Consider the following 22,221-nt stretch of genomic DNA (forward strand, 5'->3'; position numbering starts at 1 on the left):
CTCTATGTGCCTTGAGGTGTGCTGGAGAAGGCACGGTGCTGGACGCTTCCATTAACATCGGTGCAATCGGATCCTTCTTGAGCGCTGAAAACCTGCAACTCACTGCCGCCCTCGAAGAATCCCCGATCCCGCAGACGACATGCGGAAACCGGCTTTGCCGGGCGGCACGTGCTTGCAACGAGAACATCGGATTGGGATGCAAGCCGCAGGATCTGACCTTCCAGTCCGCGAATATCACCCCCGAGGAGACGACGGGACTGCTTCACGAACCTGTTGGATGACATCGCCAGGCTCGACACGCCTTGAGCATTGATGCCGACGCCATTGGCCGAGAACCGATTGTGCCTGAGAGACAGGCTGGTCAGCGGATGATAGCTGGCCTGATCGGTGTTCTGGCTCTCACCACCTTTCGACGCCATGATGTTGGCGATATAGGCGCTGACACCGGAGTTGCTGTTGGACTCGATGCGGTTGGAATATGCCCCCACATCGAAGCTGTTGCGCACCTTCAGACCATCCCTTCTGTTGCCCGCGAGATAGTTGTTGGTCAACACATTGCAGGAACTCTCGAACACACTCACTCCGTCCTGCGCATTGCGGAACGAACTGTTGGCATGGATGACGTTGTTCGTGCTGTCGCGGTCGATAACAATTCCCGAGCCGGCATTGTCAAAGGTCACATTGCCAATGACCAACCCATCGTTCACTTCGCGTGAGATGGTGATTCCGTGCCGCTGCTTCGTGCCGTAGATCGTATTGAGGGCGATGATGGCCTCCCTCGTACGGTCATGGGAGTCCAAAGCATAGACAACGCTGTCGCGAAACTCGTTGCCGACGACTTGGATGCGTTCCGCCTCGAAGGAATGGAAGCCGAAATGAAGGTTATGGAATACGCTGTCGACGACCACGCCTGTGGGGCGCGCCTGGTCGCGCAGTTCCGCCACCCGTTCCGGTCCCGACGAGTAGCTCAATCCGAAGGATTTGGCGTTATCGTAGCCCAGAGCCACGAGAGTGGACGAAGCCACATCCATGCGCCCATCCCCCCAGGTGAGAAGGAAGGGGCGGAACTTGGTGGATGTGTCGGTCTCAGACCAGAGCGGCTGCCCCGATTTCTCACTAATTCCGACAACTTCAGCGTCGAGGATATGAACATTGCCGGCATTGACGATGAAGGCGCCGGCATCGGCACTGAGCCGATAGACCAGGCTGTCGAGGCGAGACAGGATGAGCGTGGCTCCGGGAGCGACGAAGATGGGTGCACGCACCGTCACAGCGTCGGCACCATATTCGATGAGATCCCGTGCGTCGGTACCCTGCAGCTGGCGCGCAACCATGCTCAAAGTAGCGACACCACTTTGAACCACAATAACCCGCGGCGAGGACAGGCCTTGATACCGGATCGCCTGCTCCAGGCGGGTGCTCCCTCCCTCATCGTCCTCGAAGAACTTTGCGATGTATGGGTTGTGGTTCGCAAAGGTGCTTCCGACGACTGCATCAGTGGGCCATGGCGCACCGGCTCTGGCGTCTGCAGCCGTCACGAAGCTGCGAGGGAGTTGGCCCACTGCGCTGGAGGATTGTCCGGAATCTCCCGTGATAAGCGCCAGCCCCCTGCGGGTCTGGATTTCTTGAGCGCTTTCCTCAGGCTCTTCGGAAACGGATGCGACCGTCTGCACATCCTGCGATCCGCCGATGCCGGGCTCTTCATCCGAGGGTTTCATCGGAAGATCAACCTGTCGTTCGGCCAGACGCCGGAAAGCCGTCTGCCGGAGTCGCTTATCCTGGATGGAGCGGATCAGATCGGCAGCATGGATGCGACCTTCCGGGAAAGTGGCGAGGTCGAGTGCAAGCTCCGCCTTATCCTCATCAGCCTCTACTTTCTTGATCCCGCGCAGCAGAAGAACATCAGGGATTTCTCCACGCCTCCTTTTGCCAACCAAGTCCTTTGCGTCGGCCGCAACGAGCAGCTGCTGGGCGCGCGTGCGGATGCCATTGTCTGTGATGCGTCCGGCGAGTTGACCAGCCAGAGCTTTATTGGCCTCTGCCGCCGGAGAGCCGATAATTTCCAGGAATGCCTTGTCCCGCGATTGCGTGTCCAGTCCCTCGGCAGCTCGGACGGCTTCGTTCAACGCACGGTCGCTAATGTCCAACTTGTTCTGCTGACGTGCCAGACGGGAGACCTCCGAGAGAGCCGCGAGGCGGTCGTCAGCGCCTTGTATACGTCCGGCCAGCGCTATCGCCTGGTTGAAATCGCCGGAACGGGAGTGAGCGCTGGCTACAGACGCGAGAACAGGGCCTTCATCCTTCGTCCCGACAAGTTCGGGAATGATCTGCATGGCGCCGGCAATGTCGCCAGCCTTCGCCTTCGCCCGCGCAATGCCGCTCAGCACGTACAAGCGACGATCCTTATCGACGAGGCGCGGCAGCAAGGCTTCGGCATCGGGAACGCGGCCGTGATCCGCCAGTTTCTTCGCCAACTCGCCGAGAGCGGACGATCCTTCTGCGTCAGCCTCGATCCTACCGGCATAACGCAGCACTTCGTCGAGACGATCGGATTGTGTGAGTGCCCGGACGAGTTCGGGGAGAACGGTGCGTTGCTGGGCTTCGCCATATGTTTCAATCTGCTGAATGCTTGCAGACAGAAGGTGACCGGCCATTGCGTCATAGCCGGACTGCTTCAGGTCAGCGGCAAGTTTCAGTTGAATCACAACCTTGCCAGGGCTGTCCTGCATGGCGTTGAGTATTTCGGCAGCTTGGAATGTGACGCCACGGTCGACATAACTTCTGACAAGCAACCCGATGGCTTTGTCCTGGTTGCTCGAGCTGGTAAGGCCCTGTGAGGCCATAATGGCAACCCGGTCCTCCTGCTTGGAAATCGCGGCATCGATGAGGCTGGAGAGAAGGTCGTCTCTTGCTTTGCTGTCGAGGAGGGAAAGCGCCAGAAAGGTGCTTCCGGGAAGATCCCCAACTTCCAGCCGGCGCTTGGCCTCTGCCATCAGCTTGACGTCCGGAGCCTTCTCCCAGGCACTACCCTTGATCTGGATTCGTGCCAGTTCATGGCGCGCAAAGGCACGGTCACGCGATTGAGGGATACGGGCGATGGCACGGTCAGCCAGATCCACACCCAACGGCCCCAACGCTGCTGCCACACGGGCTGCTGCCTTGTAGGCTCCCCCGCGTGTGCCTTGCTCGGGAATCCGATCGGCCGCATCCATCGCCAGGGAGGCATATCTCAGCGCGCGATCCTGAGAGCCTGCTCTGGAATAGGCATAGGCAAGATCCACGAAAGCGGCAGACCGGTAGGCGGCCGACCTCTGCTCGCCAGCAATCTGATGCAGCGATACGCCAACTTCCACACGGTCCGCGGCGGATGTGGCGCCCGCGATATCGCCAAGGGAGGATTGCAGAAGGAATGAGCTGAGAATGTCGTGGCTCAGCCCATCATCCGCAAGCCGCGTGAGCTCAGAGCGGGCTCCATCCCGCAGCTCCATCGAGCCTGTATTGTCTTGACTGGCAAATTTCTCAAGCAGCTTCACCCGCGCCCTGGCAACTTGATAGAAGCCAGCCTTCTGCTTTGGGCTGACGCCGTTCTGTTCGGCGGAAAGAAAAGCCTGGCGGGCTTCCTCCGCAAGACGTGAGACTTCATTGCCGCCCTGTGCCATGGCGCCTGAAGTCAGCGCCATGGACATGAACAGGAAGGCAATACGCAATCGACGTCGACCGTCAGATCGTGACGATGCGGTCATACTGATCCTCCAGACGCACGATGTCGTCTTCGCCGAGATACGTGCCGCACTGAACCTCGATCAGATGAAGCTCATCGTCGCCGATGTTCTCCAGCCTGTGGACATCGCCTTTGGGGATGTAAACCGACTCGTTAGCCTTCATGACGAAGACCTTCTCGCCCACAGTGACGCGAGCGGTGCCGGAAACGACAGTCCAGTGCTCGGAGCGATGGTGATGATACTGAAGCGACAGCTGTCCTGCCACATCGACGACGATGTGCTTTACTTGGAAAGTCTCGCCGACGCGCAGGGACTCGTAGGAGCCCCATGGACGCCGTACCCTCTTGTGCAGGTTCGCTTCCGGACGCTTCGCTGCAGCAAGCTCGGCTGCGAGGCGGCCGACATTCTGGGCTTGGTCCAGGGAGCTCACGAGGACAGCATCGGCCGTGTCGATCACGACGACCTTCTCGACGCCCATGACGGCAACGAGCCTGGAGTTGCCAAGAACATAGCTGTCCCGCACATCCTGAAGGAGCGTGTCTCCGCGGGAGACATTCCCGTCGCCGTCCTTGCTCCCCACATCCCACAGGGCTGACCATGAACCAAGGTCGCGCCATTCAGGCGCTACGGGAATGCAGACCAGCCGGTCGCTCCGTTCCATGACGGCATAGTCGATGGAGATGACTGGGGCCGTATCGAAGTCAGCGGCGAGACGGATCGTATCGTTGCCACGATGGGCTGTTGAAAGAGCCCGGCGGGCACAGGCTAGGACATCCGGCGCGTAACGTTCAAGCTCCTCCAGAATAGTACGGGCGGTGAACATGAAGATCCCGCTGTTCCAAAGATGGCGGCCACCGGCCACCAATGTCTCAGCCGCGTCCCGCTTAGGCTTCTCGACGAAACCTGCGACCTTGAAGCTGGCACCATCGAAAGCCTCACCAACCTCGATGTAACCGAAGCCGGTCTCAGGATGGGTCGGACGGATACCGAAAAGAACAATCTGCCCCTGACGTGCGGCCATCGCGGCCTGCGACACAGCCTTTGTGAACACCTCTGTCTGCTCGATGAGATGATCGCTCGGTGCAACGAGCATCAGCCGATCCGGATCCTCTTCCGCAATCAGAGCCGCAGCCGCAGCGATGGCCGGCCCTGTGCTGCGAACGCATGGCTCGACCAGGAGCCGTGCCGCCCCCTTGCTCAACTGCCCAATCTCACGCAATGCAAGATCGCGGTGATTGGTGTTCACGACGATAAGGGGTTCGGCGTACTGTTCCGTGCGGAAGCGCTGAACCGTCTGCTGGAAGAGGCTTTCGTCCCCAGAAAGAGCATGAAATTGCTTTGGCTCACTGGACCGCGAAATCGGCCATAGACGGGTGCCAGAGCCGCCGCACATGAGAACCGGAATGATATTGTCCATTGTTGATCTCCAGAAAATCCAAGTGATGTCCTCCGGTCGATGACCGGACTCATTCATTCCCCAGAATGAAGTCCGGCTAGCCGCCTTCCATTCTCACTTTGAGGCTCTGTGGCCTTTTTTGGTGCATGGGCCGTCGCGCTGTCCCGAGACAGAATAGCTGCAATCTTGTTTCCTGCCCAGTTGACAGCTGTTTGCAGCTTGCCGACGGCAGACCCGATCGAGGACCCGGAAAATGTATTGAAAACCACTGCTACCGGCTGACCAATCGTCGACGCGCCGAGCTCACGACCAGGTGCCAATTTGACGGTCAACGCCCCGGCGAGAGAAGGATCTTCAAAGGATGGTATACGCTCAATACTGACTTCCCTTACGCGAGTGCCGTCGGCGTATTCAATCACGGCACTTGCCCCTTTGTAGAACCGCAACGCCTGATCCTGCGGAATGCTGGCGGTGATGTAGGGACTACTGGTTTTCTCCCTCAGGGTAAGGATAGGAGCTCCCTCTCGCACGAAGTTGGCGGTCCGACTGTAGCGGGCCTGAACCACGCAGTTGCAGGGGCTGTCGAGGACGATGCTGCTGCCTTGGGCCCCTTGGATCGTGAGGAGCGGCTCGCCGGTCTTAACCTCGTCTCCAGCAGCCACAAAGGTAAGCTGTCCATTCGATGGAGCCGGCACGGTAACCAGATCGGCTGTGATCTGCGCCGATTGGGCCGGGATCAGGTAGAAACGATCGAACAGGCTAGTCCCAATAAAGCCTAGAAGAAGCAACGTAGCCGCGCCGATGCCGATGTAGCCTGCAGCGCTTCGACCGCGATGCGCAAGGTTGGCTACAATCCCCTGCGGCTGAGGACGCGGAGGAACCTCCCTGGTTTTCCCCTCGTTGCGCCGCGAGACAACATCCAGCACATCCCCTGCCTCTACGACTTCCCCGGCAAGATAGGCATCGAGAATGAAACGGAGGAGACTGTGCTGGCGCGGAGAGACGTCGATGAAGCGGAGACCGATCCTGTTATGCTCGTTGGTGACATAACGAACCTCGGCATTGAGGGGCAGGGTCAACTCGTAGCCGCTGAACGGAAACGCAAGCGTGAGGTCGAGCACCTGCCCGGGCTTGGTATCCAATGAACCAGTCCGAAGCCCCAAGCCTCCGACCGAGATGTCAACCACCGCGAGTTGCGCTCCATTGTGAATGCATTTCACAGGCAGCCGGTAGCGAGGGTGCTGCCTCTGAACCTCGGCCTCATGCGTAATTTTCGTCATCGATACGTTCTCCAAGCGGCACCGCTGTCGTCAGGGAAGAAAGAACACAGGGTTTGGCGTGGGCAGGACCTTCATGCCCCACGCCAGAACCGATACGAATGCGATAAGCGCAACACTGTGCATGTATGCTGACATGAAGTTGCTTGCGATCAGGGGGCGCTTTGCCACATTCGCAGATGTCGTCTTCTGTCGCGTCCACTTCTGACGATCGAGACGGAACGTCACGTGGACTTTGATCAGCGATCCGAAGATCTGGTTGAAGTAGAGAAGGAAGGGATAGAAAACCGACACTCGTTGGCGGGCAGCCAGAAGAGAGAGAGTCAGTATGTAACGGGTTGTCAGGATCCAGAGCGCATACAGAAGGAGTGCGTACCCGCTGATAAAAATTCCAGCGAGCAGGGCGACGAAGAACCCGACAAGCGAGGTCCACATCGACATGCGCTGATCGAGGATAGACCACCACGTGAACAGGCCGATCTTCCGGGGGCCGAGAGCGAGAGCCCTTGAGTTCGTGCGCAGCATGTTTCCAAACCACCGCACCATCAGCATGGCTGCAGCCGAAACGAAGTTCTCCGATGGCGGATCCTCCACCGTCAGAACGAGGACATCCGGCACATAGAGCATCTTGTAGCCGTTCCGCAGAAGGTAGAACCAGCTCGACTTGTCGTCACCGGTGAGAAACTTGAACCGGCCGAGACGCCAATGATCGACATAATCAAGCTCCACCTGGCGGATGAACTCTGGATTGCACACGATGCTTGCACGAAACATCGACATGCGGCCGGTCAATGTCAGGACGCGCTCAGACAGCCCTACGGATGACATCAGGGTATGGCGCTGAGCAAACCGCAGCGCATACCATTCCTGGAAGATGCGGCTCCCGCGAACTTCGCTCACTTCGTCGGTTGTCAGGGCGCCGACCTTAGGATCGAGCTGGAAGAAGCCCACGCATTTCGCGACAAGATCGCGCGGCACGATGCTGTCGCCGTCAATCACGGCCACAACGTCATCAGGGGCCGGAGCGCGCCGGGCGACGGCCCTGAAGCCGTAAGCGAGAGCATCCCGCTTGCCCGTTCCCGCGATTCTGACGATGACCAAGTCCACCTTGTCCTGATCGCCGCAGATCGCCTGAAACAGGCTTTTGATGAGTCGCTGATCACCAGCCTCAACGATCGATGCAACCACAGTTGCTTTTCCGGGCGCAGCCAGCGCGGCCTCAAAGGCCGCTCTGTAAACGCGCGTGGTTACGGCACTGTCGATCCGGAACGTGGTCACGAGAAGAAACGTATTGGGTGGATCGTGCTTGATCGCTTCGTCGGCAGCCTTCCGCTGGCGCGGAAAAACCACCTTCCGAAAGATAAGCGCACGGACGAAGTGCAGCAGGCCCCATCCGTAGCGCCACATAGCCAGTATTCCGATGGCTCCGATCACGCCGGTTCCGACAGAGACATACGCTCCAGATGGAAGCGCGGCGGCAAAAGCCGCCACGGCAACCACATAGAGGATATGCGCTCCTATCGTCTCCGAGAGACGGATACTGCCGTTACCAGCAGATTCCCTGATAGAAGTCACCTGAGCACCTTGCTTGGTCGATACGAACGAGATCGATGAGAGGACGGTCATCCTTCACAACATTCAGGAGGCGCTTGGCTTCATCGCGGTTCCCGAGAACGAACACTTCAGCGTGATCAATCACCTCGTTGACATCGGCCGTCAGAAGAGACGTCAGATGAGGAAGGTGGGCCTTCACGAACTGGAGGTTAGCGCCGGTCAGCTTGGAGACTTGGATGTTCGGATCGTAGATGCGGATATCGTATCCGCGGCCATAAAGGCGCTCCGCCAGTTCCACCAGCGGGCTCTCACGCAGATCGTCGGTTTCAGGCTTGAAGCTCAAGCCAATGATGCCGATCCGGCGCTTGCCCGTTGCGGCGACCATCGAGTAGGCGCGCCGCAACTGCTCTTCATTGGCGTCCATCGTCGCATCGAGGATGGGCGTCGGAACATCCAGCTTCCGAGCTGCGAAGCGCAGGGCACGCAGGTCCTTGGGAAGGCAGGAACCGCCGAAGGCGAACCCAGGCTTAAGATAGGCTTTTGAAATGTTGAGCCGATTGTCTGCGCAGAGCACGTCCATCACAGCATGGCCGTCGATTCCTGCTTCCTTGCAGATATTACCGATCTCGTTGGCAAAGCTGATTTTGAGGGCGTGCCAAGCGTTATTGGTGTATTTCACCGCTTCGGCAGTCCGAATTGAGACGACTCTCGGCTCCACCTTGAAGATCTTGTGAATGTCGAGCAGTCGATCAATGGTCGCCTGATCATGCCGTCCGAAGATGATGGCACCCGGATCATAGTAGTCGCTGATCGCGGTACTTTCCCGCAGGAACTCGGGATAGTATGCAACGCCGAAGCCCACACCGGCCTGACGCCCGGACGCACGCTCGAGAGCGGGCAGCACGATGCTCTCCATGGTGCCAGGCAGGATCGTGGAGCGCATGACGACCGAATGGAAGGAGTTCTTCTCTCGGATTGCTGCGCCGATCTGCTCAGCGGCGGCGCTGACATAGGCAGTATCGAGAGAGCCGTTGGAACGTGAAGGCGTTCCAACGCAAACAAATGATAGATCCGTGCCGTTAACGGCTTCGCGAACGTCGCTGGTTGCCATGAGGCGCCGGCTGCGGATCCCACCTTGGATCAGTTCTTCCAATCCTGGCTCGACAATGGGGCTGATGCCCTCGTTAAGCGGCCCCACCTTCTGAGGGTTCGGATCGACTGCGATGACGTGATGGCCGTCATTGGCCAAGCACGCCGATGAGACCGCTCCGACATAGCCAATCCCAAAGACACTAATTTGCATTAGGCTGTTCCTGCCGACTAACAGTGAAATCGAGGCGCTAAAAAGAAATGCGCCGGTTGCAGCTCAATAAATACTCCTGCTTCACTCGAAAGCTCTTCACTATTTCGGCTGGAGAGATACCCCCTACGGGTTAAGTAAAGAACTACTCCCATCAATAGAAGATGCTTAACTCATAAGAGTAATTATAGCCACTTGATTATTTTGCTGCAGCGCACACGGCAGATTTAATTCTGTTATACTATAATTAATCTTATTGAATGTTGATAATAGTGCTAAATAAATGCGCGTTTTCGATAGCATCCAGAGGCGCTCCCATTTCAAAAAACAACTTAGAAACTGGGCTATGTGAGTTTCTTCTTTGCCATGTTTCAATTGATGAACGGCACCGTTGCCGGAATGCATGTTCTATTCCCCGCGCGTCCAGCATGAATTCGAAGGGTGGCATCTCTCAATATCGAAGACTTGTGGCTCTTGGTGTACCGCCAAGCTTTCAAAATGATATATCCTCTAGCCCTTAGGAGCGAGGTTGATGCCATTGGCCAAATTGAGACAGGAGCAGGTGCGGCTCAGGCAGGCGTCTTTACCATATGCCTGAGAATTTTTGACACGGTCGTTGATATGAGGAGAGAATTTCAACGGTATTAGTCGAATATGCCTGGCAAAGACGTGCTGCAAATGCATACGGCCGCGGGGCTACATAGAACACGCAGAAACAACCTGCATTCAAGCAAGAGACAGTCAACTAAAATTCATAATGACTAGGGGCATCTCAAGTGACTTTGTCTTCCTCCTTCTCACCGGGTCGCAATTTCAATCTCGCTCATTGGAAAATAACTCTCCCGACGGATCGGAACGGCGATTTTTCAGGCACTGCCTCGGAAGTGAAGAACCTCAATGGCTATATAAATCCGAGGTACTTCTACACAGGATCTGACGGAGCTATGATCTTCGTGGCTCCCGTGGAAGGAGCAACGACAGGCGGATCGCGATATGCGCGCTCCGAGCTTCGGGAGATGAACGGCTCAGAACGGGCGGCATGGACTATCAGGCAAGGTGGATTCTTGAAGGCTACCCTCGAGGTCGACCAAGCTCCGACTCTGTTCAATGGAACGAAGGGACGCGTCGTTGTCGGTCAGGTTCATGGACAGGACGAGGAGCTCGTCCGCCTGTATTGGGAAAAGGGCACCCTCTACTTCGTGAACGATATTGCGGGCACTACAGGCCGAGAGACGAAGTTCGCCCTGACCAACAAAGCCGGCTCCAAACCCAATGTCGCCCTCAATGAGAAATTTACCTATTCGATAAACGTCACAACCGAACATGTGAAAGTAACCGTTTCCGCCGATGGGCAGACCTACACGGCTACGGACAAGATCCACCAGACCTGGAGAAGCGACGCTTTCTATTTCAAGGCAGGCACCTACCTTGGGGTGAATGAAACGCAGGGAACCGGCTTTGGCCAGACGTCCTTCTACGATCTGAAGTTCAGCCACCCGGTCAAGGCATCACAGGCAGCGATCAAGAAAAGCGGCTTGCCATCAACGTCAAAGACGTATGCCGGCATGAGCACGGACGACAAGCTCACAGGATCTGCCGGCAATGACAGAATCGAGGGCGAGAGCGGCAGAGATATGATCTGGGGCAAAAGCGGAAATGACATCCTTGTCGGAGGGGCCGGCAAGGATTCCTTCACGTTCGATACGAAGCTCGGAACCGCCAACGTCGACGTCATCCTTGATTTCAGTGTCAAGGATGACACGATCCGCCTCAACGACACAGTGTTCACGAAGCTCAAATCCGGAAAGCTGTTGCCGGAATACTTTGCCGTGAGTTCGAAAGCACTGGATGCGCAGGATCGAATCATCTACAGCAACAAGACAGGTAGCCTGTTCTATGATCCGGATGGATCCGGCCCAAGCCGTGCTATCCAGTTTGCCAAGATCGATGCGGGCCTGAAGTTAACGGCAGCCGACTTCCTGGTCATCTAGCGGGAATACGTTCTGCCTCAGACGCCTCGCATGGATGTATCCTCGACGATCGGGAGATAATCGCGAACTGTGAACAGGCTGCCTCTCATCCGAAAGAGGTAGGCGCCTGATCAGGGGCTTATGAATAGCTCTTACTGACGTCTCATTTCACCATTTCCAGAGCCCTTACGGCCAAGCTGACGTCCTATTGCCACGATTGATGACGAGAAATTCCTCTAACCAAGGGGATATGCATGATGTCTCGTCTTCTTCTTGCCTGCGCCGCCATCGTTTGCGCTCTGCCTGCCGCTGCATCGGATCGCATGACAATTGACTCGCTCGTTGCGCAACACGCCAAGACCCATGGCGTCCCAGAGGCCCTGGTTCATAGGATCATCAGAAGAGAAAGCAGCTATAATCCGCGAGCATTGAGCAAAGGCAATTTCGGCCTGATGCAGATCCGCTACGCGACGGCCCGTGGCATGGGATACCGGGGCAACCCGTCGGGATTACTCAATGCCAACACGAACCTCACTTATGCGGTCCCTTATCTTGCCAACGCGTATAAAGTTGCAGGCGGCAATTTCGACCGTACAGTCGCCCTCTACGCAGGCGGCTACTACTACGAGGCTAAACGCAAGGGGCTGCTTCATGCGCTCGGCAGGGCTGTTACCGATCCTGTTTCGACCGGCTCCATCGCGGCGGCTGGAAGCGCCGCGCGCACTTCGGCATTCACATCTGCCAATGCTCAGTGACGTTGCCGGGCGGCGCAACCGCTGATCCTACCGCAAGACGCCCGGCCAGATCCAAGCCGAGCGTCTTCCTTTTCGAGGTTCAATTTATCTATAGTCACGCAGGCTCCGTATCGATGCCCGCTTCCGTCAGATCCTTGAAGCCGCCGATATTGAACACCGCCGTATAGCCCATGTCCTGCAGGGTCTTGCCTGCCAAGGCCGAGCGCCCTCCGGAGGCGCAATGCAGGAGGATGGTTCTGTCCTTCCGAAACTCCGGATTGTGATACTGGCTATCTGGATCAGCCCGAAACTCCAGCATGCCGCGGGAGACATTGACTGCTCCCTTCAGCTTTCCGCTTTGCTGAACCTCTGTCGGGTCACGCACATCCACCACAAGAACATCGCCTGAGCGCATCTTCTCGGCTGCCTCACTGGGAGCCATCCTGGGCACTGAGGAATTCGCTTCGGCCAGCATATCCTTCACGTTTCTCGCCATGATCCTCTCCACATTATTTTCTGCCATCAGGCAGCCGGGCAAGGCTCTGCCTGAGGGAGAAATGTGTCAAGGACGATGAAGCTCAGCGCAGTGATCTGCCCCTTGGAGCATCGGTAGACCTCGCGCGTTGATGAGCATTGGGGCATTTCTGCATGCCGGAAAGGACAATGAAATGCCACGTGAGGTAAGTGATGCGGAGGGCATCACGTGGACCTGCATTCAGGCTTTTGCCGGTCTCGGCAATGATCCGGAGAAAACGGATGCCGCGCGCGTCGATGGCACGCGAAATCAGGTTCATGTTGTCTGCACCCCATCGGGAGGAGCCAAGTCTGTTCGTGTCGAACTGGCCGAAGATTGGGAAACGAGCCTATCCAACGACGAGCTGCTGCAGGCTGTCCGCTCCCAGCTGGCTGAAGAGGCCTCAGCATCTCAGGTTTAAGCGCAGCCGAAACAGATGAAGCTATAAGAAGCAGGAGGACAACGGACCCGCAATGCCTGATCAGCCAAAGATCGCGTTCCTCGATTTTGAAGCTTCCTCTCTGGGCAAGCATGGATATCCGATCGAGGTGGCCTGGGTTCTCTCAACCGGCGAGGAAGAGAGCCATCTCATTCGGCCTGATCCAACTTGGACCGATTGGGACCTCAAGGCAGAGAGCATTCATGGGCTCTCACGCGATCGGCTGCATGCGGAAGGAGCGCCCGTGACGGATGTAGCACGACGGATGATGTCAGTTCTCGCAGGCTACGCCCTTTATGCCACGGCACCGTCATGGGACGGAAAATGGCTGAGCCGCTTGCTGCGCACCGCCGGACTTCCACGGCATGCCCTGCGCCTGCAGGATACGGAAGCCGTTCATCGGCAGACCGTGCATGAGGTTCTGCTCGCCATGCACGTACCAGCCGATCTGCATGATAGATTCATGGGAAAGGTTCTGTCTCAGGCCCAGAGAAGGGACGATGAGCTAGGTCCTGCCGAGCACCGCGCGCTTGCGGATGCGCGACGCGAGCAGCGCCTTTGGCTCGACATCCGCCGTCGCACTCAGGAGATTGCAGAGAGTCTGAACGATGCTGAGGATCGTTCTGCGGACGCTTATAAGAACTCAGCCGGTCCTCGCCATGGAGGCTGAGCACTCTTCATGAAGCCTTGAGGCGACCACTCCAGCAGCCCGGGGATCAGTAACCGTCCGGCAGCCCGCCTGCAATGTCCTGATTGGGACGTGTCAGGACCTCGATGCGACGTCCATCGGGAAGCTGGATCGTCCGAAGTCTCATCACCTCCAGCCCGGCATCGATCCCTTCTTGAGCGGACCCATAGCGTGTTGCCCGAGCCCGCCGCTCGATGCCGCTGCGGGGCGGACGCGCCTCGGATACCTCCGAACCCGGCTCACGCCGCTTGGTCGCCAAGCGTTCCCGTTTCTGAGAACGCGCAACGCTGCGTGCTTGCTGCGTGGCGGGACGAACCTTGCGCTCGGTGACAGTCTTCTGTTTGCCCCCCTCATCTGCCTTTTCTTTACGCGGGGATGCCTCAGCCGGTGATTGTGCGGCAACTGCCTCTTTCTCCTTTGGCGCCTCTGCGGGAGCAGAAGCCGAGGACGGTTGGGGCCCTGAGGGGGCTGGTGTAGCGGCCTGTGGCGTTTGAACTGCCGGCGCGGGAGCAGGCGGCGCGGATGGCGCAGCACCATTCTCCGGCGGAGGATCAACCCAAGGGCGTCCCGCCTGGGCGAGCACCGGCGTTGCAGCCGACAGAACGCTGATAAGCGACGCCGTCAACAGCCAACGCCCTGGTGACCTTGCCATGACCCAACTCCATTCCTGTCATAGAAGAACGCTTGTGCCGCCATTGCCGGTTCCACGACGTCAGGCATATTGGGGAGCAACATAAGCAAGTCATTGCAATATATGAATTTTTAATCGATAAGCTTAGCTTTTGCTGTACACCATTACCTTGGCAGGGCTCATGACAGCGTTGAAAGCCACCTTTTCCAAGTGGCTTAATCCTCAGCTTGGGCTGCTTCGGCTGCAGTCCAGAGGCCGAGGATGGTGTCAGGCTCCGTCATCCGGAGAAGTTCCTCCACGCTAAGCCCAATGGAGGTCCCATATCGAAGAATTTTCTCACGGTCCGACTCGAAAACATCTTTGTCGGCCCATTCCGGCCGGGCATCGATCAGGGCGTTCATCATTCGCCAGATTCTATGAGACTGTGAAGGGCCGAACATAGCCGCCCTCCTTTCATGGCGGATCTTCTGAAGTGTGCGGAAGGACGGAGGTAGAATAGAGGAGAAACCTTCATAAAAGGTATCTTTATAACAATATATATTGTTGCTCATGCCGTACAGGCATCAAGCCAAATTGCAAGAAAACAACTAGTCTCTACAAAAACCAGTAGCCACTATCATGCCGCCAACAATTCTGTTGGCTCGTTTCATTTCATTCTTTATAGAATAAATTCAGACAAGATCGTTGCGCATCCGAATGAAACGCCTGTTATCAGAAGTTTATCTGCACCTGATCGCAGGCGTGATTGCCCTCGGCATCCTTGGGATTTCCGCCCACACTCTCTGGATGGATCGGCTCGGCACGTGGCAGGAGGCTGAGAAATCCTCCAGGAACGTGTTGACCACCATCGTCCGAGATCTCGACAGCAATCTCGAACTCCTCGATCTGTCCTTGAAGGGCGCGATGGAGGGTCTCCGCCATCTCGGCTTCCATCAACTGTCTCCCGATCTTCAGTACCGAATGCTGTTCGACCGCGTGGCTTCGGCGAACTTCATGGCAGCGCTCCTGCTCGTCGATCGAAACGGCAACCTGATTGCCGATGCAGGCCCGATGATCGCCTCGCGGTCACTCAACGTCTCGGACCGCGAGTACTTCACGGCTCACAAGAACGCACATCACCTCGGTCTCTATGTGACCCGCCCGTATCGCAGCAGGGCTCCCCATGGCGAGTTCAGCATCGGGATCAGCCGACGACTGTCCGATGCCGATGGCGGCTTTGCCGGCGTGGTCATGGGGTCGATTGCCCTGAACACCATCAATCAGCGGTTCGAACACCTGAGCTTGGGCCAGCAGGGAGCCATCAATCTCTTCCGAGGCGACGGCGTCCTGCTGACCCGCTACCCCTTCGACGCGAACCAGATCAACCAGGACTTGGGCGGCTCTCCCCATGTCCAGCGCCTCCTGAAGGACAAGTCCGGCACATTCGACTCGGTATCGCCCATCGATGGCGTGCACCGCATCATCTCCTTTGGCCGATTGGAAAAGTACCCTCTCGTGCTCACCGTAGCATTGTCGGTAGACGATGTTTTCGCAGCCTGGGAGAGGAAAGCCCTGGTGCTCAGCCTGGTGACGCTGGTGTTGTGCTGTGCCGTGGTCGGATTGACGTTCCTCTTCCAGCGTGAGCTGAAGCGCCGCACGAGGGCCGAGACCAAGCTTCGGCGCATCGCCAGAACCGATGACCTGACAGGACTGCCGAACCGTCGTGCCTTCCGTGAGACATTCGAACGCGAATGGCGCCAGGCGGTCCGTTCAGGCTCCGCCCTGTCGCTGCTGTCCATCGACGCCGATTATTTCAAGAGCTTCAACGATCGCTACGGACATGGTCGCGGCGATGAAGTTCTGCGCGCGATTGCCGGCACCCTCAACGGCAGCATCCGGCGACCCCGGGACATCGCGACGCGCTACGGTGGCGAGGAGTTTGCGGTCATCCTGCCAGAGACGGATCTGACCGGCGCCATAAGGATCGCCGACAGCATTCGGCAGACCATCAACGCGATGGCGATTGTGCATGAGGGCAGCCCTTATCACATCGTGACTGCCAGCATCGGCGTCGCCTCGGCGCAGCCCTCCCGAGCGAGCGAGAGGAGCGCCCTTCTCGAAGCAGCAGATCAGGCCCTCTATCGAGCAAAAGCCGCGGGCCGCAATGCCATTAGCGGCCCCGGAGAGGATGCATCCCTACCCAGGGCATCGCTCCCGCATGCAGCCGCCTGATTGGGATCGTCAGGCCAACCGGTTCAGGCCAAGGCGATGCATTCGATCTCGATGTCGAACTCCATCGGCCAGGATGCGACCGGAACGAAGGTTCGCGAGGGCGGGTTCTCCGGAAAGAAGCGGGCATAGACCCGATTGATGGCACCGTAGAATCCGGCATTGGCCGCATAGATCCGCACCATCACCACCTTGTCGAGCGAGGTGCCTGCACTTTCCAGGCAATGCTGAAGCGCCCGGAGCGAAGCCTCCGTCTGCACCTCGATGTCACCTTTCACGAAGCCACCGCCATCCATGTTGAACGGCGGCGTTCCCGACACGAACACGAACCCATTCGCTCTCGTCACCATGGACAGGGGCACGCCCACCTTCCGCACGCCTTCAGACAGGATGGGAACCTCGACGACTTCCTTCGACATGGATGGCCCTTTCAAAAACAACCAGCACTGTAGCGGAAGGAGATCGTCCTACTAGCCCTGAGAATCGATCCTATTGTGGAATCAATCCTAGAGCTTGGCGCGAGTGCTGCGGGGCGTTGCCAGCAGGAGATTCGTCTCCGACGCGATGACACCTGGAATCAGGCGCACCCGCCGTAGGATCGCGTCGAAATCCGAGAGGCTGCTGGCGCCGAGTTCGACGATAAGATCCCACTTCCCGTTGGTGGTATGAATGGCGCTCACCTCGGGAAAGCCGCCCAGCGCATCCACCACCCGGTCGCCTGCCCTGCCCTCCACCTCGATCAGCATGATCCCGCGCACCGGCAGCGCCACTGCATCGGCCCGGAGGATCACCGTGTAGCCGACGATGTCGCCGGACCGTTCGAGACGCTCCATTCGGGCCCGGACTGTCGCGCGCGAGGCGCCGAGCGCAATCGCAAGATCCGAGACACTCCGCCGCCCGTTATGCCGCAGGAGCGTGATCAGCCGCTGGTCGAGATCGTCCATGGATGCCGTTTTGGTTAGCGGAACTTACCATAACGATCAGCAACTCTGCTCTATTTGTCAAATTTCAGTGTTCATTGTGCCAAGTCCGTCCAGTAGCTTGACGGCAAGACAGGAGAGTTAAATGTCGTCAACCACGTGCATCGTTCTGGGGATTCCCGTGCAGGAGGGCGCCGGGCGGCTTGGCTGCGACATGGGCCCCAGCGCCTTCCGGACGGCAGGCTTGGTCACGGAACTGCGCAATCTCGGCTATGCGGTTGAGGACCGGGGCAACATCGCGCCCGCGCCTCAGCGCGAAGTGCGCCACCCAAACAGCGCCATCAAGGCCTTAGCCGAAACGGTAGCTTGGACCGAAGCCATCGCGGAGGCCGCCTATCAGGCCGGCGGCGACGGCATGCCGATCTTCATCGGCGGGGATCACAGCTTGTCTGCCGGCTCCATGACGGGTCTCGCCCGCCGGGCCGCCAAGGAAGGCCGCGAGTTCTTCGTCCTCTGGCTCGACTCTCACCCTGATTTCCACACGTTGGAGACGACAACGAGCGGCAACCTTCATGGGGTGCCGATGGCCTATGCGACGGGCCTTAAGGGTTTCAATGGCTACTTCCCGGATGTCCGCAACCCGCTCAACCCTCAGAACGTCTGTATGATCGGCATCCGCAGCGTCGACCCGGCGGAACGGGCCGCTCTTGCGACAGTTGGCGTCACGGTCCACGACATGCGCGCCATCGACGAGAACGGTGTCGCGCCGCTGCTCGACGCCTTCCTCAAGCGCGTGGCGGCCGCCGACGGCATTCTTCACGTGAGCCTGGACGTGGACTTCCTCGATCCCGGCATTGCTCCCGGAGTCGGCACAACCGTTCCTGGCGGCGCCACCTTCCGTGAGGCTCATCTCATCATGGAGATGCTTCACGACAGCAGCTTGGTGAGAAGCATCGATCTGGTCGAGCTCAACCCCTTCCTCGACGAGCGCGGGCGCACGGCTCTTCTGATGGTCGACCTCGTCTCAAGCCTCATGGGCCGGCGCGTGCTCGACCGCCCGACCCAGAGCTATCGTCACACGCCGAAAGCGCACTGAGCCATGAACCTGAAACTGAAACTGAACGTCGTCCCCTTCGTCAGTGTCGACAACATGATGAAGCTCGTTCTCGCTATTGGCGTGGAGCGCTTCCTGCTGGAGCTTGCGGAATGCATCGAGGCTGATTTCCGGCGCTGGGAATCCTTCGACAAGACCCCGCGCGTGGCCTCGCACAGCCGGGAGGGCGTGATCGAGCTCATGCCGACCAGCGACGGCGAGGTCTATGGATTCAAGTATGTGAACGGGCACCCTAAGAACACCCGCGAGGGACGCCAGACCGTGACGGCCTTCGGCGTGCTGGCCGATGTGGCAACCGGCTATCCCGTGCTCCTGACTGAGATGACCATCCTCACAGCGCTTCGCACCGCCGCCACATCGGCGGTCGCCGCCAAGCACCTCGCTCCCAAGGGAGCCCGCGCCATGGCGATCATTGGCAATGGCGCACAGGCCGAGTTCCAGGCTTTGGCGTTCAAGGCGCTCCTCGGCGTCGATACCTTACGGCTCTACGACATCGACCGCTCGGCCAGCACGAAATGCGTGCGCAATCTCGCGGGCCTCGGCTTTGGCATCACGGTCTGCAACTCCATAGAGGAAGCCATGGAAGGCGTCCCGATCGTCACGACCGTCACGGCCGATAAGCAGAACGCCATGATCCTCACCGACAACATGGTCGGCTCAGGGCTTCATATCAACGCGGTCGGCGGCGACTGCCCCGGCAAGACCGAGTTGCACGCCGACATCCTGAAGCGCTCCGATATCTTCGTGGAATATCCGCCGCAGACCCGCATTGAAGGCGAGATCCAGCAGCTCCCGTCAGACTATCCGGTTCATGAACTCTGGCGCGTGATTGTAGGTCTTGAGCCCGGCCGCACGGGCGACCGGCAGATCACCCTCTTCGACTCCGTGGGCTTCGCCATCGAGGATTTTTCGGCCCTACGCTACGTTAAACGCCAGATCGAGCAGACGGGCCTCTACGACGAACTCGACCTCCTGGCCGACCCTGACGAACCCCGCGATCTCTTCGGCATGCTGCTGCGCGCGGCCGCGACGCCGAATGCGGCGTGAGTTCTAGCAAAGGATTGTAGGATCTTAAATTTGCAGTGGTAGCGGAGGACCGATACCGCCAATCCCTTATCTTTCGACCCTGACCTTCCGCCTCTATTCTTTCGGCTAACACTGAGATTCCAGATAATCTCAGCTTAGGGCCAGGCGCAGACATTCCTCCATTCACACAATCGATGCTTCCTCTCCCAAATCAGCGCACGATGTGCCGCTGCTTGGTGAGGAAGCCTCCTGCTGTGTCTCATTCCGCTGTTTACACCCGGATCGACACTCGCCAGCTATCCATTCGGGCGCCGCGCGGATAGTTCAGCTGCCTGCCAATCGGAAACTTGCAAACGGATGACAGAAGATCTCCTCACGTGCCTAACGATGGCCAGTGAGGAGATCCTGCCTTGTGAAGCATGTTTGCTCCAATAAGGTGAGTACCCTTCTGCCTAGCGGGCTATTCCTTCTTCGCCCAATAGAACAGGAGCTGGTTGTCGGCTCGCTGGACGAGCTTGACCTTCTTCGAGACGCCCCAAGCGAGTGACTGCTGGTGCAGCGGGATGTGGCCGTAGTCTTTGGTTGCGATTTCAAAAGCCTTCTTGATCAGCTGATTGCGCTTCTCAGGATCCGTTTCGACCAAGACCTGATCGGTCACGGCATCAAGATCCTTGTTGCAGTACCCACCGTAATTGGTCTCACCCCGGCTTGATCCAGGGACGTCGCGGCAGCCCATGACGTCATAGAGAACGTTGTGGCTGTCGAAGGTGCCAGGGGTCCAGCCGAGCAGCGAGACCGAGGTGGTGTAGCCGCCCGACTTGCCGGCTTTCCCAAAGTAGAGGGCCTTCGGCTGGGCCGTCAGGTTTATCTTGACACCTGCGCGAGCCAGCATGCTGACGACGGCCTGACAGATCGCTTCGTCATTGACGTAGCGGTCGTTCGGGCAGTCCATGCCGACCTCGAACCCGTTCGGGTAGCCGGCGTCGGCAAGAAGTTTCTTGGCACCCTCGAGGTCATACTTCGGACGCTCGAAATCCTTTGAGTAGACGAAAAGTTCAGGCGCGATCATCAGTGCCGAAGGTGTGGACAATCCCCGCATGACGCGATCGCGAATAAGATTGATGTCGATCGCCTTGAAGAAGGCCTCCCGAACCCGCACGTCCTTGAATGGGTTCTTGCCCTTCACGTTCGAGAACAGAAGCTCGTCACGGGCCGAGTCCATGTTGAGAAAGATCGTCCGGAGTTCCGGCCCTGTGAGCACTTGGGCATTCGGGGAGGAGTTGACGCGCGCGATGTCCTGTACGGGAACCGGTTCGATGACATCAACCTCGCCTGATAGGAGCGCTGCGACGCGGGTGGCGTCACTCGCGATGGGCGTAAAGACGATTTCATCAAGATTGTGCTCTGGCTTGTCCCACCAGCTAGGGTTCGGCTTGAAGACCGTCTTCACGCCGGCCTGATGGCTTTCGATCTTGAATGGACCGGTCCCGTTCGCATTCAGCGACGAGAAGCTTGGAGTTGTGGCAGCAGCAGGTGTTGGAGCCGTGGCGTTGTTCGCCTCCGCCCATTCCTTGTCCATGATGTACCAGGTGTCCCACTGGGAGTTCAGGATCGGGTTGGGGGTTTTGAGCTTCACGTCAACCGTATGGTCATCGACCTTCACAAGCTCGGCACTGGTCGGCACGCGGGTCGTGAAGTTCGAGCCCTGCGCCCGCACCCGGGTGGCCGAGAAGATCACGTCATCCGCAGTGAAATCGTTGCCGTTGTGAAACTTGACGCCTTTGCGCAGGAAGAAGCGCCAGGTCAGCCCATCATCGCTGATTTCCCAGCGCTCCGCGAGGGCCGGCTGAACCGCGAGGTCCTTTCCGCGCCGCGTCAGGCCCTCGTAAACATGCCCCAGATGGGCATTCGTGGTTGTCTCGTTGAGAGTATAAGGGTCGAGGGACTTAAGGTCGCCTTGGTTCGCATAGCGCAGCGATGCTGCGAGGGTGGGCACGGACAGTCCCGTGAGCAGCATCGCTGCGGCAGAGATAAATACGCTATTCCGTATCATCAAATTGTTCTCCCCTGGCGGTTCACGCATTGCGTTGGCTCCGGCTCAACGGCTGGATGGCACAGCGTGGCAGGAGTTCCGGACCTGGTCCAGTGGAGATAAGATCAATGGCGTCTCGCGGCGGCACTGGAGTGGGACCGACAGAACGGAGCAAAATTGATTCATGCTCCACTCGCATGATCGAGCGGAACTAGGCGAGACTCATTTCTGCGGAGGTCTCTTGGGAGTCAGGCAGCGACGATCCCCTGCCCTTCGCGAACTTCTGCTCTGGGTCGATGCTGTTGAAAAACTCCGCAACTGCCGTTTTTCGCGCGCTCAGTATACAAAATGCTGGGCCTGATCTGGCCCGCTGACGCTAGTAATAGATGGACGAAGCAGCGTTCAGGAGTTTTTCAACATTGGGTAATGGGGCGGCTCTCCCTGGATGCCGATAACATCGGCTGGCCACGTGCACAGGAGAGCAGCCATGGACTACTACGCTGGTTTAGATGTCTCGATGAACGAGACCCACATCTGTGTGGTCGAGCGGGACGGAGCTGTCGTTCTGGAGACGAAGGCCTCCAGCACCCCAGAAGCGATCGCCACCGTGCTGGAGACAGCACCCGCCTGCCAGACGATCGTGCTCGAGACCGGCCGCATGGCGCCGATGCTCTTCCATGGCCTTGCCGGCCTCGG

18 protein-coding genes and 1 pseudogene are annotated in these 22,221 nt (G+C 58.3%); 8 read left to right on the plus strand and 11 right to left on the minus strand.

The features are described from left to right. Positions 1-2: 2 nt before the first annotated feature. The 5 genes from JKL45_RS19115 to JKL45_RS19135 are packed head-to-tail and all read right to left on the minus strand — an operon-like array spanning position 3 to position 9,252. Positions 3-3,743 (minus strand): right-handed parallel beta-helix repeat-containing protein, encoded by a 3,741-nt coding sequence (locus JKL45_RS19115; protein WP_201863178.1) that lies wholly within the window; start codon positions 3,741-3,743, stop codon positions 3-5. After that, positions 3,721-5,139 (minus strand): mannose-1-phosphate guanylyltransferase/mannose-6-phosphate isomerase, encoded by a 1,419-nt coding sequence (locus JKL45_RS19120; RefSeq protein ID WP_201863179.1) that lies wholly within the window; start codon positions 5,137-5,139, stop codon positions 3,721-3,723. Before JKL45_RS19120 ends, JKL45_RS19115 begins: the two co-directional genes overlap by 23 nt. Before the next feature lie 53 nt (positions 5,140-5,192). Next, positions 5,193-6,398, minus strand: a complete 1,206-nt coding sequence (locus JKL45_RS19125; RefSeq protein ID WP_201863180.1) for a PilZ domain-containing protein — start codon at positions 6,396-6,398, stop codon at positions 5,193-5,195. Between the two features lie 30 nt (positions 6,399-6,428). Further along, positions 6,429-8,021 (minus strand): glycosyltransferase, encoded by a 1,593-nt coding sequence (locus tag JKL45_RS19130; RefSeq protein WP_201863181.1) that lies wholly within the window; start codon positions 8,019-8,021, stop codon positions 6,429-6,431. Then, positions 7,942-9,252: a nucleotide sugar dehydrogenase gene (locus JKL45_RS19135; protein ID WP_201863182.1), complete on the minus strand. Its 1,311-nt coding sequence runs from the start codon at positions 9,250-9,252 to the stop codon at positions 7,942-7,944. Before JKL45_RS19135 ends, JKL45_RS19130 begins: the two co-directional genes overlap by 80 nt. 773 nt (positions 9,253-10,025) lie before the next feature. Between JKL45_RS19135 and JKL45_RS19140 the strand changes: the two genes are divergently transcribed. Both JKL45_RS19140 and JKL45_RS19145 read left to right on the plus strand, forming a co-directional pair. Then, a complete protein-coding gene (locus JKL45_RS19140) occupies positions 10,026-11,240 on the plus strand; it encodes a polysaccharide lyase family 7 protein (protein WP_201863183.1) in 1,215 nt (404 codons plus the stop codon). Positions 11,241-11,473: 233 nt separating this feature from the next. Next, positions 11,474-11,974, plus strand: coding sequence for a lytic transglycosylase domain-containing protein (locus JKL45_RS19145; protein WP_201863184.1), 501 nt, complete (start codon positions 11,474-11,476; stop codon positions 11,972-11,974). Between the two features lie 94 nt (positions 11,975-12,068). Here the strand turns inward: JKL45_RS19145 and JKL45_RS19150 are convergent, their stop codons facing one another. Continuing rightward, on the minus strand, positions 12,069-12,449 hold the full coding sequence (locus tag JKL45_RS19150) for a rhodanese-like domain-containing protein (RefSeq protein ID WP_201863185.1): 381 nt from the start codon (positions 12,447-12,449) through the stop codon (positions 12,069-12,071). A 130-nt stretch (positions 12,450-12,579) separates the two neighbouring features. Here JKL45_RS19150 and JKL45_RS19155 point away from each other — a divergent pair, with 130 nt between their 5' ends. Then, entirely contained in the window at positions 12,580-12,888 is a 309-nt protein-coding gene (locus JKL45_RS19155) for a hypothetical protein (RefSeq protein WP_246498685.1), read from the plus strand. A 52-nt stretch (positions 12,889-12,940) separates the two neighbouring features. Then, a complete protein-coding gene (locus tag JKL45_RS19160) occupies positions 12,941-13,576 on the plus strand; it encodes a 3'-5' exonuclease (protein ID WP_201863186.1) in 636 nt (211 codons plus the stop codon). 46 nt (positions 13,577-13,622) lie between these two features. Here the strand turns inward: JKL45_RS19160 and JKL45_RS19165 are convergent, their stop codons facing one another. Further along, positions 13,623-13,853: a hypothetical protein gene (locus tag JKL45_RS19165; protein ID WP_201863187.1), complete on the minus strand. Its 231-nt coding sequence runs from the start codon at positions 13,851-13,853 to the stop codon at positions 13,623-13,625. Between the two features lie 587 nt (positions 13,854-14,440). Beyond that, on the minus strand, positions 14,441-14,629 hold the full coding sequence (locus tag JKL45_RS19170; protein WP_201863188.1) for a hypothetical protein: 189 nt from the start codon (positions 14,627-14,629) through the stop codon (positions 14,441-14,443). A 292-nt stretch (positions 14,630-14,921) separates the two neighbouring features. On the opposite strand from JKL45_RS19170, the gene JKL45_RS19175 reads away from it, so the two are divergent. Continuing rightward, a complete protein-coding gene (locus tag JKL45_RS19175) occupies positions 14,922-16,436 on the plus strand; it encodes a sensor domain-containing diguanylate cyclase (protein WP_201863189.1) in 1,515 nt (504 codons plus the stop codon). A gap of 23 nt (positions 16,437-16,459) precedes the next feature. Here the strand turns inward: JKL45_RS19175 and JKL45_RS19180 are convergent, their stop codons facing one another. Next, entirely contained in the window at positions 16,460-16,852 is a 393-nt protein-coding gene (locus JKL45_RS19180; protein WP_201863190.1) for a RidA family protein, read from the minus strand. 87 nt (positions 16,853-16,939) lie between these two features. Further along, on the minus strand, positions 16,940-17,377 hold the full coding sequence (locus tag JKL45_RS19185) for an Lrp/AsnC family transcriptional regulator (RefSeq protein WP_201863191.1): 438 nt from the start codon (positions 17,375-17,377) through the stop codon (positions 16,940-16,942). Positions 17,378-17,498: 121 nt separating this feature from the next. Between JKL45_RS19185 and rocF the strand changes: the two genes are divergently transcribed. Both rocF and ocd read left to right on the plus strand, forming a co-directional pair. Next, on the plus strand, positions 17,499-18,449 hold the full coding sequence (rocF, locus tag JKL45_RS19190; protein ID WP_201863192.1) for an arginase: 951 nt from the start codon (positions 17,499-17,501) through the stop codon (positions 18,447-18,449). A gap of 3 nt (positions 18,450-18,452) precedes the next feature. Continuing rightward, complete coding sequence (gene ocd, locus JKL45_RS19195) at positions 18,453-19,514, plus strand: ornithine cyclodeaminase (RefSeq protein WP_201863193.1); 1,062 nt, start codon at positions 18,453-18,455, stop codon at positions 19,512-19,514. A gap of 439 nt (positions 19,515-19,953) precedes the next feature. Here the strand turns inward: ocd and JKL45_RS19200 are convergent, their stop codons facing one another. Further along, positions 19,954-21,510, minus strand: a complete 1,557-nt coding sequence (locus JKL45_RS19200) for an ABC transporter substrate-binding protein (RefSeq protein WP_246498687.1) — start codon at positions 21,508-21,510, stop codon at positions 19,954-19,956. 502 nt (positions 21,511-22,012) lie between these two features. Between JKL45_RS19200 and JKL45_RS19205 the strand changes: the two are divergent. Further along, a pseudogene (locus JKL45_RS19205) lies at positions 22,013-22,221 on the plus strand (IS110 family transposase); the annotation flags it as partial.

The sequence above is a fragment of the Microvirga soli genome, from assembly GCF_016734765.1.
Taxonomy (GTDB): Bacteria; Pseudomonadota; Alphaproteobacteria; order Rhizobiales; family Beijerinckiaceae; genus Microvirga; species Microvirga soli.

Coding starts and splice junctions, on each gene's coding strand:
- JKL45_RS19115 (WP_201863178.1), bottom strand. CDS start 3,743: ATGACCGCATCGTCACGATCTGACGGTCGACGTCGATTGCGTATTGCC.
- JKL45_RS19120 (WP_201863179.1), bottom strand. CDS start 5,139: ATGGACAATATCATTCCGGTTCTCATGTGCGGCGGCTCTGGCACCCGT.
- JKL45_RS19125 (WP_201863180.1), bottom strand. CDS start 6,398: ATGACGAAAATTACGCATGAGGCCGAGGTTCAGAGGCAGCACCCTCGC.
- JKL45_RS19130 (WP_201863181.1), bottom strand. CDS start 8,021: ATGACCGTCCTCTCATCGATCTCGTTCGTATCGACCAAGCAAGGTGCT.
- JKL45_RS19135 (WP_201863182.1), bottom strand. CDS start 9,252: ATGCAAATTAGTGTCTTTGGGATTGGCTATGTCGGAGCGGTCTCATCG.
- JKL45_RS19145 (WP_201863184.1), top strand. CDS start 11,474: ATGATGTCTCGTCTTCTTCTTGCCTGCGCCGCCATCGTTTGCGCTCTG.
- JKL45_RS19150 (WP_201863185.1), bottom strand. CDS start 12,449: ATGGCGAGAAACGTGAAGGATATGCTGGCCGAAGCGAATTCCTCAGTG.
- JKL45_RS19155 (WP_246498685.1), top strand. CDS start 12,580: ATGAGCATTGGGGCATTTCTGCATGCCGGAAAGGACAATGAAATGCCA.
- JKL45_RS19160 (WP_201863186.1), top strand. CDS start 12,941: ATGCCTGATCAGCCAAAGATCGCGTTCCTCGATTTTGAAGCTTCCTCT.
- JKL45_RS19170 (WP_201863188.1), bottom strand. CDS start 14,629: ATGATGAACGCCCTGATCGATGCCCGGCCGGAATGGGCCGACAAAGAT.
- JKL45_RS19175 (WP_201863189.1), top strand. CDS start 14,922: ATGAAACGCCTGTTATCAGAAGTTTATCTGCACCTGATCGCAGGCGTG.
- JKL45_RS19180 (WP_201863190.1), bottom strand. CDS start 16,852: ATGTCGAAGGAAGTCGTCGAGGTTCCCATCCTGTCTGAAGGCGTGCGG.
- JKL45_RS19185 (WP_201863191.1), bottom strand. CDS start 17,377: ATGGACGATCTCGACCAGCGGCTGATCACGCTCCTGCGGCATAACGGG.
- rocF (WP_201863192.1), top strand. CDS start 17,499: ATGTCGTCAACCACGTGCATCGTTCTGGGGATTCCCGTGCAGGAGGGC.
- ocd (WP_201863193.1), top strand. CDS start 18,453: ATGAACCTGAAACTGAAACTGAACGTCGTCCCCTTCGTCAGTGTCGAC.
- JKL45_RS19200 (WP_246498687.1), bottom strand. CDS start 21,510: ATGCTGCTCACGGGACTGTCCGTGCCCACCCTCGCAGCATCGCTGCGC.